Genomic DNA, 13290 nt, shown 5'->3' on the forward strand with positions numbered 1-13290 from the left:
ACTACAATCCTGACCTGACACGACCTTAAGATGAACATCTATGAACCAGTGTGGGCGCAGTATTACGCCCCCAAATTGTCCGCGCGCGAGATCAACCAGTTCCGCCGAGCGGAGATGCGAGGCCCATCGCTTCTCCTGACCGACATCATCCAACGCCAATCATTCGATCCTGCGAACCGTCGCTACATGGCCGTCGCAAACCGAAAGGGCGTCAGAGGCAGAAATCACTTCCAGCGGGTCGAACTGGAAGACGGTCGAGCACAATGGGCACATCAATGCCTCTTCACGAACGCCTTGCGGATGGCCTTTCCGTGGGATGACGACTTCCGCCATCCGTCAGACCGCGTGGAGATCGCCCCCCACCACATCATCACCATCGAGTTCGACTCGACGAGCCTCCAGTTCTTCAAGCAGCAGCTTTCGTGGTTCCGGTTCGAGAAGAAGCCGACCGACAGCCCCATCGGCAAATTCGTTCGGCATCTGCGAGCGAAATACGCCGACTTCGCGGGCCTGAATGTCACCTATTCAGGCAACAAGAGCTTCCACTACCACTTCGTCGTCGAGACGTCCTTGATCGCTGGGGCGGTGCCAGAACCGTCAAGCGCGCGGCTTGGTTTCCAGAAAGCGTGGGACCGTCTTCGAGACGAGTTCGTCAACTCCCTCGATCTCATGGTTCCATCAACCGAACGACCGGATGAGAACCTTCGGAACCCGGAAATGTATCGGCGTCTCCCCAACGGCATGCGGCTCAACGACAAGGAAGACCACTTCTTCGGCGTGCCGGTCGGAGATGTCCTGATGCAGGTCGTGATGTGGGAACATCTGACGCTCCAACGAAGCCGAGGCGGTAGCCAGACGCTTCTCGTTCCCGCCGACTTCTCGATGGTGGCCTCAACATCCTGCAAGGCGCCTCGGGCAGGTGGCGCACAAGTTCAGACCACGATCCAGCCGGGCGAAGAGGCATACTGCGCCGCCAAACTCGAAGCGATCTTCAATGGCGTTGAGGCTTGGCCGAAGTTCGCGGGCTTCGACCGTTCACATGGCGATCTGCGGGCGCAGTTCTTCAACTCGCCCGGCGACAAGAACCCGACGTCGATGATGCGATCCGACTTCGCGACCGTGTTGGTGCAAGGCGCCAATCCCGATGGCCTGACCAATGTGGAGGATGACGGAGGCACTCTGATGCCTCGACTTCCGCGCCCACTCGGCGAGATGATGGAACTCTGGTCCGAAGAGCACCGGCAGCGTCAACTTGGCCCCGGCGGTCGGGTGCGGGCGCCGGTTGAACAGCAGTTCGCAGATGCCGCCACGAGTAGGTCCGCTGCTACCGGCGCGCTCGGCGATGTGATCTACGACCTCATCACCAGCAAGATTACTCGACCGGGCGTCGATCTGCTGTGTGCTCCAGAGGGCATCAGCAAGTCGGGCACCTTGCTCGCGAATCTGCCTCGCTATCACCGGCTTCTGTCTGGCCATGGTTTGCCGTCGTGGATCATGTTCGCGTCACCGACCTACGAAGGTGCGGAAGAGAAGGCTCAAGCCTTTGAGGACGCAATCAGGGCGGCTGACAAAGACCAGTTCGCTGCGGTCGCGCTGCCTTCGTTCTCCAGAATCTACGAAGAGGAGTTCGGTGGCCGTGGGACGGGCTACATCAGTCATACAGAAGCCGCGCGGTCGGGTTTCTCATCTCGTTTCGACGCTATTGGCAAACTCCAGCCGAGGATCATGGAACGAATTCGGAAACGCTATGCGGCTCTGCATGGCGCCCACGAGGGCCGCCACCCCATCTTCTTCACCGTTCATCCGGTGGCCCAATCGTGGGGCAGCGGTCCTGACAGCCGATTGCTGCTGTCGCCGACGTTCTGGAACAATCCGTCACAACGCGCCTCGCTTCGGGCGGGGCTGATGGAAGAGAGCCGCTTGGGTTTTCTGATCCACGACGAGATCGACGCCAAGAGCATCGTCGATTTGCACCCTGCCGAAACGGTCGCGGCGATCAGCGCATTGACCAATGCCGCTGGCTGGACATCCAAGACGACGAAGGCTGACAAGTTCCGTGACCATGAGCGACTTATGGGGCAGCTTCCACACTCACAGTTTGTGCCCTTCGAAGATGCATGCCGCATCGCCGAGGTGAGGGAGACGGATTGGGACGTCATCGCGGCGCATCCGGCCGGTGAGTATGGTCCGCGCTCAAACGGCTTCGGGAATATTTACGATCAGGCGGAAGAGCGTCACTGGTGCCTCCGCGCCCGCAACTGGGCGAATATCGCCGCCCACAAAACCCTCATCCTCACGACGGAGGCAGTGCCTGTCGCCTTGGCCGAACGCGCCGGTCTGTGGGACATCACCACGCTCGACACTCCCCTCATCGAGAAAGATCGGGTGGAAACGCACCCTATGCGATCCTTGAAGTCATCAACGACCGCCGAGCACGTCGCTGATTGGGCGAAGGAAACTGAAGAAGCCGGACGAGAGCTTTTCGCGATTGGAAACAAGCTCGAAGCGCTTGAAAACGCGCGCTCGCATATTGCTGCAAAAGGTTCGAACGAACTCATCGGCAAGGACATCATTCAAACGATGACGCTGATGACCCCGGATGAATATGCGCGCTATCAGGCCCTCAATGCGTGGACCGGCCGAGGTGACCTCGCCCGCCTCAAGCACATCGACGATATCAACCAGTCTGCGGGGCGCAACCTCGGCTTCCGCGCGACTCACACCGGGCCGAAACCCAGCCACACGCTGCTGATCAACCGACGTCTGTTCGACAGCCTCGTCCCCTTGTTCAGTCACCTGCGCTACGATCTCGTTGACGCGACGGCGGCGCAGTCGCGGAAGAATGCTCGAAAACGCGGCCAGAAGGTTCTGCATCCGCTCCTGACCGGCGGAAACCGTCAACTCCAGCGGATTAGGACTGCGCTGACCGACCTCGCCGCCTGACATCGGGCGATGACGTGGTGAAGCCTCTGCAACTTTGGCTACGGTCGTTGACGCAAATGGCGGATTGGATCAGCGGAACTGTCGCGCTATACGCGAATATGCCCGTGAGCGTTGCCTCAGAACTTGATCTACAAATCGGGCACGCCGTCCGTTCTCGCCGTGAAAAAGCTGGCCTTACTCAGGCTGATCTGGGTCGTGCAATAGGCGTCACCTTCCAGCAGGTTCAGAAGTATGAGCGCGGCGCCAACCGCGTGTCGGCGGCTGCCATGATCAGGATCGCGGACGCTCTCGGGTGTCATGTCGCCGACCTTTATGACGACCCTGATCCCAGCGGCCGATCAGCTTCGGAACGCGCCATCCTCAAGTTGTGGGCAAAGCTGCATCAGCCCGAACGCGATGCGGTCACTTCGCTGATCCGCGAATTCACGAAGCGGCAGTAGTAGGGCTTCCAATGTCTGACGCGATGTCGGCTCCACGAACACATTGCGAAGCAATCATTTCCTACGACGACCTTGCCGCCGGTAGCGACATCCACATCGTCGTGCATTTGTCAGGAGCGATCCTGATCCAGCCCCGACCGGAATGTGAAGTTGAGTTCGATACGCTCGTGGCCCACCTCTACGAGATTGAGGACCGAGGCTTCGCTATTTTCCCGAAGGTCGGCCCGGAGCGGCTATATGTGTCAGCCGAAGTCATGAGGCTGAATTAATCCCGCGCCGCCGGGTTAGGTCGGTCAGATTTGCAGTGGCGTCGATGCGACACACAAACACAGCGGGGGCGAAAGCTTTGTAGCAATCCGAGGCTTTTTCTTTGTGTGTCATTGGTCCACACATAATGGACTAGGGAGGGCTTATGTCGCGAAGCATTGCGGTCATCGCAGCAGTTTTTGGCTTGGCCAGTGCGCCGATATCCGCAAAGTCACAGACTCCGGGTCCGCACGATCCCTTCGTGTTTGCCACAAGTCTATCTGGCGACGGGGTAGGCATTTCAAAGAACGAGGCGTGGTGGCTGCGATTCATCGTCATCCGCCCGATGGGGACTAGCGTGTCTGGTGTCTCACTGGCCTCTATCAACCAGCATCGGCCCGGCGCCGCGTCATCCGAATGGTGTTTCGCTGATGTGCTAACCCCGAGGTCATTCACTTCCAATCTTCGGGAAGTTCAGATTGAAATTGACCGGTCTATGGCCGACTCCGAGAGCGCCAACTTTGCCGTATCGGGACCTTTTACAGGGGCCGAAATGCTCGATGCCGTTGTTGGCAATTACGAGACTTGCCATGGGCAGCAAGGGGCTTTCCTGCTTATCACCGACAGATCGCCGACGCCTAAAATTGTCTACTTCAACGAGTGGGAAGACTGGAAAGGCTTGATCTGGCTACGCCAAGAAGGCGAGGCCCTCCACGTCGGGTCATGCTTCGGGTGCGGACATGTAGAGTCGTTGTTCTACGACAATCGTCGGTCACGCTTTTATTGGGAGAACACCGGCGACTGACAGTTATGCCTGAACCTCCATCAGGTCGCTGATCCGCGTCGTGTATCTGGGCGACCGATTGTTCGCCCGCGTTGACCAAGGCGTCATCGGACGTATCCCTCCGGGCCGCAGCGTTCCCCGACCGAACCTCCCGTTCACCGCGTCCAGCGCCGTCATCAGCTTCTCGGACTTGATAGGATCGACAGTGGGCAGAAGATCGCGTGGCGCATCCGCAACCGCGTGAAGGTCCAGCAGGATCACCCCGCACTTGGCGTAGCTCAAGCCCGGCTTCCACATCGACTGCCCCGCCCGCACGGCCTGACGGATCAGCGAGAAGCTGTCGTTCGTCGCCTCAATGTCGAACGAGCGCTGGGCGTTGAAGAACGGGTCTTTGGCGTGAGGGTTGGTGTGAAAGAACACCTGCATCGCCGTCGCCGCCAGTCCATGCTTTCGACACTTCTCCGCAGCGCGTGAAGCGTGAGCCGCCAGTGCCTCGCGCATGTCCTCCCAAGTCTCGACCAGCCGTCCAAACATCCGCGTGACGGCGACGGTTTGCTTCTGATCTGGAGCGAGGGTCAGCGGCATGCAGGACACCCCATTCAGTTCGGCATGGGTTCGCTGGCCTGTGACGGTCATGAGCTTCCTGACGGACGCGCTCGGCAACGCCGCGAACTGCTCGACGGTGAAGATGCCCTGATTGTTGAGCTTGGTCTGACTGGCCCCGCCGACGCCCCATATCTCGCTGATCGGCATTTGTGCGAACGCCTTACGACGGGCGTCAATGTCGCTGAAGTCAGAGACGCCAGTCGGCCCGCCCTTGGCGTGTTTGTTCGCCAGCTTCGCCAGCGTCTTCGTCGGCCCTATCCCGATGCACGTCGGAATCTTGGTGATCTGGCGCACCCGATCCCGAACCCGGCGGCAGTAGTCCACTCGCGCGAACTGCGTCAGGTCCAGAAACATTTCGTCGATGCTGTAGGGTTCGACGCGCTGGAAACTCTCCGACAGCACCTCAAACACCCGGCGGCTCATGTCGCCGTAGAGCGCGTAGTTCGACGATTTGGCGACGACGCCTCGGAACTCCGGCTTGCGCTTCGACAGGTGCCAGACCTCGCCCATCTTGACGCCGAGCGCCTTCGCCTCGGCCGAACGGGCTATGGCGCAGCCGTCGTTGTTCGACAGCACGATCACAGGCTTGCCGATCAGGGTCGGGTCGAAAGCGCGCTCACACGACACATAGAAGTTGTTGCCGTCGATCAGTCCGAACATCGTCAGACTTCCGTGCGGACCAGCGCTGCGATCATCGCCCAGACTTCCGTGTCATCGGACACGGGCTGGGCTGATTGGTTGGAAGGCTCCAACCACCATTGGCCGTCCTTCTCTGTCAGGACCGCCAGCACGACATCACCGTGCAAGAAGGCAACACAAACTTTGCCTGACCGTGGTTCCGCGTCGGTGTTGACCACGAGGATGTCGCCTCCGTGGATGCCGCGCTTTCGCAGCCCTTCGCCCTTCACTCTTACGGCGTATCGCTGCGGGCGCCGAAGCTCCAAAAGGTCAGCGAGATCGGGCACGCCTTCGATGTGATCCTGCGCCGGGCTTTGGAAGCCCGTCGTGTCATCGCCCTTGTAAGCGGCTACTCCCATATGAGAACGTATGGAGAACATTTAACCGGCTGGGAAGTGAGATTGATCGCCCTGCTGTGGGCGGAACGTGGATGATGTGGTGGTCAGCCGTGGCGACATCCTCTGAATGCATTTTCAGATCGGTTCGACGGAAACACCAGCGACCTTCCCGCCGAGGAAACTCGTCATCAACCGATGTCGATTAAAGGGTCCGATAAGCAAGGAGGGGACTATGGATCGGGCAGAGTTCGAAGCCATACGAGAGAAGGTCAGGGCACGGCGAGAAGCGAGGGAGGCAGAAGCCGACGCGACATGGGCGGAAAACTACGCCGCGATGGTCGAGCGTAATGGTGGACCCGAAGCCTATTTTGGACCGCTGACCACTTACGGGACCGCTGACCAATTCTTGGCCGCTCTCACGAAGAAGACACGCGGCTAGACCTGCGACGATTCCAGCAGCATGCCCCGACCGCCCGGCAACGTCCGATAAAGCGTGCTGGGCGCCACCCCGACCTGTCGGGCGATCTCGGACATCGAAAGCTGGTCATCGGCCATCAGCGCCTTCGCGATCTTGAGCTTGGTTTCGTCCATCGCCTTGGGACGACCGCCCATGCGACCGCGCGCGATGGCCGCTCGTCGGCCCGCCTCACAGGCTAGTCGCTTCTGTTCGACTTCATACTGGCCGAGCGCCGCCAACGTATGGACCGCCAGCCGACCGCTCGGCGTCGTGCTGTCGATGGCCTCGCTCAACGACTTCAGGCCGATATCCCGGCGGGTGAACTGATCTACGAGGTCGAGGATTTGCCGAACATCTCGGGCAAGCCGATCCAAACGTAGGACGACCACTGTGTCTCCGGGTCGGGCGAAGTCGAGAAGTTCGGTAAGCTGCGGCCGATCAGATCGCGTGCCGGAAGCGGTCTCGATGAAGATGCGTTCGCACCCTGCTCGCTCCAGCGCGTCGATCTGTGACTCGTGGTTCTGTCCGCGAGCCGAGCACCTCGAATATCCGATCAGCATCCGTTTCCGAAAACCCCTGAAAACCCCGCGTTGTCGGAGATAGATTTCAGGATACGGTATTCGGAGAGTCTGTCATCCATATCTGATGATTAACGCGAGACTTCCGGTGCCCCTCCTCGTCATCTCCTAGAAGTATACCTTTTCGGACTGCTTTTTTAAAGGAAGTCTGGGGCGAGTGGTCGGTGACTGCCGGGTCGTTCAAGGATCGGCTTGACCGTCCAGCGGCACCACGAACATCCGGCTGTAACCTTGGTGACCGTCGCTCGTCGGGAAGACCACGAAGTCCTCGCCCGAGTGGTCTACGGCTTCCCGCACGAGATCGCTGAACTCGTTTAGACGGCCGGGCTTGCCGACCAGAGAGAAGCCGTCGTTCTCGGCCTCCACATCGTAAGCCGTGGAGCCTCGGATCAATTTATCCAGCAGCCTTCCCATGCGGAAAGGAGAACACCGGTCTTTCCCGGCTGTCAAGCTGGGAGACTTCAGGACCGTCACGGGCGCACCCTCCGGCCGCTTCGCGACCGTGAAAAGGGCTGGGCTTTCGAGCCGACGAGATACGAACTGATCTGGACCCACGCCAATCGACTGCACCGACTTGAAGAAGGCATTTGGGGCCGACGCCCATCGCGTCGCCAGCAACTTCGAGATCGGCGGAAGAGGCCGATCTCTTTGTTGCAATGCATTCGCTTTGATTGGGGGAGGAGCCGGATTCCTCGACCCCATCCAGTTCACGACGTAGCTACACGGCTCTCGATAGGCCGAGCGGCTCGCCGGGAGGCCGTGATCGAAGGCGTGGAGCCGTCGCGTGTAGCGCGGCGCAATGTCTCGGCAGCCGAGGATCAAACAACGCCCCAGCGCGTCACACCAATCCTCTAAATACTATTAGATGAATGACGTGACGGGATGCGCTCGTGACGGGATGGTTTAGAAACTACAGTCACGAAGTTTATAGTCGGCACGATTATCTGCGTGGTAAATACTGATTATGTCGCACGCATAGGGGCTGCGACCACAATCAACGATACAATGAACACGCAGACTATTTACTACAGCAGCGCAGCTTGCGGTGCTGGGAAGACCAAATGGGCCGTCGAACGCATCGGCCGCACGCCCGGACGCTACATCTACGCAGTGGATCGGACAGAAGAGTTCGCCGTCCGTCAGAGCCTTATCATCAACAATGCCATCCAGTCGGGTGCTTCGGTGAGGGTTTGCTCGCTGTCCAGCGAGGCTGGCAACGTCGTTTCCCGCGACTTCCCGCTGATGATTGAGCGTTGCAGCGACGAAGAGCACGTCGTCCTGATCATGACCCACGAGGCGGTCAAGAGGGTGGATCACTCGGCCGTCGAGGGTCGGGGTTGGACGATCATCATCGACGAAGACCCCAAGGTCTGGACATCGGGATCGTTCGATCTTGGTGCGTCCACTCCGTTCTGGGAAGCAACCTACAATCTGGAGCCTTTCGCCAAAGGCTACTCCAAACTCCTTCCGAAGGCCGACGCACCTTCCTCCCGTGCGCTTGCTGCCGACGACCTCACTCGCCCCGTCGCAGCGCTGCACAACCGGGTTCAGCGGGGGGGAGCCGTGATCAATTTGGAAGCTTGGGAAGAACTCCAGCACCGCCAAAGGCTGACCTACTTCAGCATCTGGGATGTCACCGAGTTGGCCGTCTACGACCGGGCTGTCATCCTCGCTAACAGCTTTACCAGCCTCATCACCTATCGGCTCTGCACGACGCTTCATCCCGGCGTGATCTGGAAGCCGATTTCCCTCGGTCAGAACACTGTCTGGCAGGGTCGTGATCTGACGATCAGATACGTCGCGGAGGATCATCGTGCGGGTTCGACATTCTTCGAGAAGTCCGAGGCTGGCCAACGAGCCGTTCAGGCATGGTGCGCTTGGGTTCGAACGAACGTCACCGCCGGGCAGCACTATTGGGCGGCGAACAAGAAGCGAGGTGACCTGAAGCTGCCGGGCGAGCAGGTCTCCCCGAAGATCGCCGGGTCCAACAAATATCGGCTGTTGACCGAATGCTCGGTCCTCTACAGCGCCAAGGCCAGCGATGCGGAGAACAAGGTGTTCGCCGCCATGACCTGCGGGCTGCTCGACCACGAGGCCGTGCGGCGAGATCGTGAGTTTGAAGACCTGATCCAGATCGTGTTCCGGTCCTCGCTCCGCATGCCCGACGATGTGCGCCCGGTGACGGTGACTGTCTATGACAAGGAACAGGCGACCTTCCTCGCCGACTACTTCAAGGCGGCCGGGTTCCCGTTTCGCACATCGTTGGAGTTCATCGACCTCGGGCTGACCCGCACGAAGGCCAAACCCGGCCCGAAGCCTGATCCGCTGAAGCCGCCAAAGAGTGCCGCTCAACGTGCGGCTGATTACCGTGCACGAAAGGCAGCAGCGTGATGACTCAGGACGAGATCAACGGGATGTTGGCCGCAGCGCTGGACGATGCCCAAAGGCGCATCGACGTGCAGGAGAAGTGCATCGAGATGTTGGTGGATCAGATCGAGGACATGGCCCACCAGATGACCGGCGTGTTGGAAGAAGCAAGAGTTGCTCGCCTCCACTACGCGGAGCAGCGGCGGCGACTTGGGATGACCATCGACGTTTCGGCCGGAAGTTTGCTCGGCGGGGCATTTGGGCTGGCCAATGAGCCGCCCGACCCGCACCACTGAAGATCAGGACTTTCAAGATCGGCAGATCGGTCTCTGCCGGTTGAACCTTTCCCACAACACGGCCGCTCCGCTTTCCACCATGGCGCAGTTGATCTCGACGCCTGATGTGTTTCGGCAGATCGCGGTCACCCGTTCGTAGCTTTGCCCCGTGCGTAGGCAGGTGATCCTGTCTCCGGCCAGCCGTGTCAGGGCGGCGTTGCTCGTTGCGGCCGAAGCTGTCGGGCACGGGTGTCCCGGCGAACAGGAGTCGTCTGTTTCTCTGGCGGCTATGGCGTGTTAACGAACGCGCGTGCCGTCGCGGCAGCGGAGAGTGTCGCCGTCGTTCACATAGGCGACGTCACATGCGAAGTCGTAGGCGGACGTGGCGGCGTCGGCGGATGTTAATTCTCCAGACCGGGGCCACCACATCGTCCCGGTGAATGCAGCCACGGCCGCACCCACGACCGTCGCGATGAACTTCGCCGTCAGGCGCTTGGCCGGTGCTCTCGCCCTCCGTTTCGGCCAGCGGCGGTAGTTCACAGCTTTGGGCACTCTTTTCATGCGGTGAGCATGGCCACGGTCTGGCAAATGACAGCCTAACGACCGGCTGGGCCACTGCTCATCATCGGTGATTTGGTTGCCGGATTCGACTTCCATGAGACACTGAAACCTCCACAGAAAATGGAGGTCGCGTGACGCCAGTCGAACAACCGTTGCGATGTCTCGCCGTCCGCGTCGTTCTCGACGATGAGGGCGAGATTGATGGCATCGAACTGGAAGCTTTCCTCAACAAGGTAGCAGGACGTCATCAATGGCTCTCGACGACCGAATGGTTGTTCGTCGATCCCCCGGCGGAAGTTGGCGATTGGCCGACCGCGCCTGTCGTGATGCCTGAACGGGTCGCGGTTCGTGCGATTCTCGAAGACCTTACCGGTGATCCGCCACGCATCCTGTTCGACCATCAGACCACGCCCGCCGAGCGGCGGAAATGGCGCTGGGTTGCGTTTCAGGTTGCTCCCAATCAGCAAGGACAAGGGCGCTTTCCGTGGGAGCGCGTCCATGCGTGAGGGGCTGTTGGGCTGGTCAACGAACGCGCTGGTGCAACTGGATGACGAGGTGCCCGGCGTGCTGGCCCGAGTGCTGACGGCGGCCGCTCCGCGCAAGCAGGCGATCTTCGCCGCTCTCGCCGCGCGGGAAGAAAAGGTCGGTGTTTTCGAAGGCGCCGACGACCTGTTTGAGAGGTCGTTTGCGGAGGTCGTTCGTCACGGCCGAGCCAGCGACATCTTACGGCGTGCGTTCGGCGCCGTGCCCGATGGCCTGCCGGGATTGCTGGCGCAGGTCGGCGAGCGACCGCTCCCGCGCTCGAAGGATTACATCGCCCTGCATGATTTGCTCGTGGACGACGATGTGCGCGGCGCCGACGCTCTGCGCGGCTCCGGGCGGATCACCTGCCGGAAGCTGGAGGTGTTGCTCGCTCTCGATCCGCGATGGCGCCATGCCCACACACTAGACCGCATCGACACCGGCGCCGAGGCCATGACGTTCAACAGGGCGGTCACCTTTATTCAGTCGGTGAACTCGAAAGCATCTGACGAGGTGATAGCGGAAGCTATCGCCCGCATGGGACCGACCTCCTCGCTGCCCCGACTTCTCGACCGGCTGCTACGCCGTGCCGACCGGTTGCCCCCTCACCCTGTGCCCGAAGGCGACAACGAACTTCGGCCGCTCGCCTCGATGCGCGACCTGCTGGAAGCTGGCCGGAAATATCGGAACTGCCTCTCTCACCGTCTGGCTGACGTTGCCGCAGGGAGGATGGCGATTGGCGAGTTTCGCGGCGAGTGCCTTGTGGAATTTCGTCCGATGTCTCTGCGAAAGGGCTGGCTCCTGCGCGAGGTCCACATCGAGCGAAACCGCCCCGTGCCGCTGGCCCTGTTTTCGGAGGTGGAGGTGAAGTGCGATGCCCTAGGCATTCCACGCATCGACGACGCGGGCGGTCGAAATGGTGATGGCTGGAAGAACTACCGACGCTTCACGGGTGAGTTGGAGTGGGGCTAAGGCGAATACGACCAGTCAATATCGACGATGGACCAAATCGAACCGATGGTGGCGACGCTGCGGGCCGTTGTATCAAGACTTAATCAGCCGCTTGATCTGACGTTGAGAAGCGCATTGATGTGTTGACGGATCGTATCTATGCGACTTGTATCAAATGCCTGATAGTAAATGTAGTCGTTCGCATAAGATCCTGATCTGGCTACGAAATAAGGGTCAGGATCAACGCTTGGGTGGTAGCGCGAGGTATACATCAGAGATGTGAGGTCGAAGGCGACGCAGTAATCGACATCCGACAGGTCTAGACTTTGGTCGGCTTCATTCCGACATTCTTTGCTGCGCTGGCTCGCAAGAAGAGTCCCGAACGCAGGATCGCTGGTCAGGACGGATATGGCGTCGCGGTATCCATTGATCATGGCCCATTCAAACTGCTGAGGTGTCTGTGGCGCGTATGGACGATATCTATTAGGGGCGTCGCCCAGCAATGGTGTTCCTGAAACTTGGGGTGTAGCTATTGCACCAGTCAGAGGTTGGGTTTTCAGGTTTTCATATTTGCTGGGATTCAAGAGGCCGCTAACCCCAGCGGCAAACAAGATTACCCCAAATACAGCAGCGATCTTTAGAACCGGCCTCGGACGCTTCAGTATTACACTCTGCGCTCCCTTCGAAGGTTGCGTCGTCTTTGCCTTACTCACCTGATGAGGGTTAGACCGCGTATTTGGCTTAGAATGTTGAGCAGGTCGAACCGAAGCGGATGTCTCTTGACCGTTCCGCTGAGCGTCATATCGGCTTCGCCGCTCCGGATCGCGGAGCACTTCATAGGCTTCGTTTATCGACTTTGCGCGAGCCTCAGCTTCAGGCTGTGCGTTTCTATCCGGATGGTATTGACGGATCATGGCCTTGTAGGCGGCCTGAATCACGATGTCCTCAGCGGTCGGTGACACGCCTAGCAGTTCATAGAAATCAGTCACGGCCCCTCCGACGATATCCGCTCATAACCGGCGGGTGCGGTTTCAGCTACCTTGATGCGCCAGAGTTCAAATGATGGGAGATGGATGGATCACTATCGCCCGCATCGGACAGACCTCTTTGCTGCCTCGACCTCTCGACCGGCTTCTGCGCCGTGCCGACCGGTTGCCGCATCGCCCCGTGCTCAAAGACGACAACGAACTCCGGCCGCTCGCCTCGATGCGCGACATGCTGGAAGCTGGAAGAAAATACCGGAACTGCCTCGCCCACCGTATTGCTGACATCGCCGCCGGAAAGATCGCCATTGCCGAGTTTCGCGGCGAATGCCTCGTGGAATTCCGACCTATGACCCTTCGCACCGGCTGGCTGCTGCGCGAGGTCCACATTGAGCGAAATCGCCCTGTCCCGCTGGCCCTGTTCTCGGAGGTGGAGGCGAAGTGCGACCAGATCGGCATTCCTCGCATCGACGAGGCAGGCGGTGGCGACGGCTCGAAGAGCTACCGCCGATTCACCGGTGAACTTGAGTGGGGGTGATTTCTCGCGGAAGTCGCACGACC

14 protein-coding genes are annotated in these 13290 nt (G+C 59.9%); 9 read left to right on the plus strand and 5 right to left on the minus strand.

The genetic code is table 11. The features are described from left to right. Positions 1–30: 30 nt before the first annotated feature. The 4 genes from HNP47_RS15835 (at position 31) to HNP47_RS15850 (ending at position 4434) form a co-directional block, all read left to right on the plus strand. Complete coding sequence (locus tag HNP47_RS15835) at positions 31–2943, plus strand: hypothetical protein (protein WP_184280325.1); 2913 nt, start codon at positions 31–33, stop codon at positions 2941–2943. A gap of 56 nt (positions 2944–2999) precedes the next feature. Beyond that, positions 3000–3383, plus strand: coding sequence for a helix-turn-helix domain-containing protein (locus HNP47_RS15840; protein ID WP_184280326.1), 384 nt, complete (start codon positions 3000–3002; stop codon positions 3381–3383). 11 nt (positions 3384–3394) lie between these two features. Beyond that, complete coding sequence (locus tag HNP47_RS15845; RefSeq protein WP_112863345.1) at positions 3395–3652, plus strand: hypothetical protein; 258 nt, start codon at positions 3395–3397, stop codon at positions 3650–3652. Between the two features lie 143 nt (positions 3653–3795). Beyond that, positions 3796–4434, plus strand: a complete 639-nt coding sequence (locus HNP47_RS15850; protein ID WP_184280327.1) for a hypothetical protein — start codon at positions 3796–3798, stop codon at positions 4432–4434. 3 nt (positions 4435–4437) lie between these two features. On the opposite strand, the gene HNP47_RS15855 is transcribed toward HNP47_RS15850, so the two are convergent. From HNP47_RS15855 to HNP47_RS15870, 4 genes are all read right to left on the minus strand, one after another. Continuing rightward, positions 4438–5679, minus strand: a complete 1242-nt coding sequence (locus HNP47_RS15855) for a Y-family DNA polymerase (protein WP_184280328.1) — start codon at positions 5677–5679, stop codon at positions 4438–4440. 2 nt (positions 5680–5681) lie between these two features. Next, positions 5682–6056, minus strand: a complete 375-nt coding sequence (locus tag HNP47_RS15860; protein WP_184280329.1) for a LexA family transcriptional regulator — start codon at positions 6054–6056, stop codon at positions 5682–5684. A 414-nt stretch (positions 6057–6470) separates the two neighbouring features. After that, positions 6471–7052, minus strand: a complete 582-nt coding sequence (locus HNP47_RS15865; protein ID WP_184280330.1) for a recombinase family protein — start codon at positions 7050–7052, stop codon at positions 6471–6473. Between the two features lie 198 nt (positions 7053–7250). After that, entirely contained in the window at positions 7251–7463 is a 213-nt protein-coding gene (locus HNP47_RS15870) for a hypothetical protein (protein ID WP_184280331.1), read from the minus strand. 612 nt (positions 7464–8075) lie between these two features. On the opposite strand from HNP47_RS15870, the gene HNP47_RS15875 reads away from it, so the two are divergent. The 4 genes from HNP47_RS15875 to HNP47_RS15890 all read left to right on the plus strand — a co-directional run bounded on the left by HNP47_RS15875 (position 8076) and on the right by HNP47_RS15890 (position 11767). Further along, positions 8076–9461 (plus strand): hypothetical protein, encoded by a 1386-nt coding sequence (locus HNP47_RS15875; RefSeq protein ID WP_184280332.1) that lies wholly within the window; start codon positions 8076–8078, stop codon positions 9459–9461. Beyond that, on the plus strand, positions 9461–9733 hold the full coding sequence (locus HNP47_RS15880; RefSeq protein ID WP_184280333.1) for a hypothetical protein: 273 nt from the start codon (positions 9461–9463) through the stop codon (positions 9731–9733). Before HNP47_RS15875 ends, HNP47_RS15880 begins: the two co-directional genes overlap by 1 nt. 671 nt (positions 9734–10404) lie before the next feature. After that, on the plus strand, positions 10405–10779 hold the full coding sequence (locus tag HNP47_RS15885) for a hypothetical protein (RefSeq protein WP_184280334.1): 375 nt from the start codon (positions 10405–10407) through the stop codon (positions 10777–10779). Beyond that, complete coding sequence (locus tag HNP47_RS15890) at positions 10772–11767, plus strand: hypothetical protein (protein WP_184280335.1); 996 nt, start codon at positions 10772–10774, stop codon at positions 11765–11767. Before HNP47_RS15885 ends, HNP47_RS15890 begins: the two co-directional genes overlap by 8 nt. Positions 11768–11850: 83 nt before the next feature. On the opposite strand, the gene HNP47_RS15895 is transcribed toward HNP47_RS15890, so the two are convergent. Next, positions 11851–12735, minus strand: a complete 885-nt coding sequence (locus HNP47_RS15895; protein WP_184280336.1) for a J domain-containing protein — start codon at positions 12733–12735, stop codon at positions 11851–11853. A gap of 70 nt (positions 12736–12805) precedes the next feature. On the opposite strand from HNP47_RS15895, the gene HNP47_RS15900 reads away from it, so the two are divergent. Continuing rightward, positions 12806–13267 (plus strand): hypothetical protein, encoded by a 462-nt coding sequence (locus HNP47_RS15900; RefSeq protein ID WP_184280337.1) that lies wholly within the window; start codon positions 12806–12808, stop codon positions 13265–13267. The last annotated feature ends 23 nt before the right edge of the window (positions 13268–13290 follow it).

This window comes from Brevundimonas vesicularis (assembly GCF_014204545.1).
Taxonomy (GTDB): Bacteria; Pseudomonadota; Alphaproteobacteria; order Caulobacterales; family Caulobacteraceae; genus Brevundimonas; species Brevundimonas vesicularis_B.

Bases quoted from the DNA above. Each gene is read 5' to 3' on its own strand.
- HNP47_RS15835 (WP_184280325.1), top strand. From the start codon at position 31: ATGAACATCTATGAACCAGTGTGGGCGCAGTATTACGCCCCCAAATTG.
- HNP47_RS15840 (WP_184280326.1), top strand. From the start codon at position 3,000: ATGGCGGATTGGATCAGCGGAACTGTCGCGCTATACGCGAATATGCCC.
- HNP47_RS15845 (WP_112863345.1), top strand. From the start codon at position 3,395: ATGTCTGACGCGATGTCGGCTCCACGAACACATTGCGAAGCAATCATT.
- HNP47_RS15850 (WP_184280327.1), top strand. From the start codon at position 3,796: ATGTCGCGAAGCATTGCGGTCATCGCAGCAGTTTTTGGCTTGGCCAGT.
- HNP47_RS15855 (WP_184280328.1), bottom strand. From the start codon at position 5,679: ATGTTCGGACTGATCGACGGCAACAACTTCTATGTGTCGTGTGAGCGC.
- HNP47_RS15860 (WP_184280329.1), bottom strand. From the start codon at position 6,056: ATGGGAGTAGCCGCTTACAAGGGCGATGACACGACGGGCTTCCAAAGC.
- HNP47_RS15865 (WP_184280330.1), bottom strand. From the start codon at position 7,052: ATGCTGATCGGATATTCGAGGTGCTCGGCTCGCGGACAGAACCACGAG.
- HNP47_RS15875 (WP_184280332.1), top strand. From the start codon at position 8,076: ATGAACACGCAGACTATTTACTACAGCAGCGCAGCTTGCGGTGCTGGG.
- HNP47_RS15880 (WP_184280333.1), top strand. From the start codon at position 9,461: ATGACTCAGGACGAGATCAACGGGATGTTGGCCGCAGCGCTGGACGAT.
- HNP47_RS15890 (WP_184280335.1), top strand. From the start codon at position 10,772: ATGCGTGAGGGGCTGTTGGGCTGGTCAACGAACGCGCTGGTGCAACTG.
- HNP47_RS15900 (WP_184280337.1), top strand. From the start codon at position 12,806: ATGATGGGAGATGGATGGATCACTATCGCCCGCATCGGACAGACCTCT.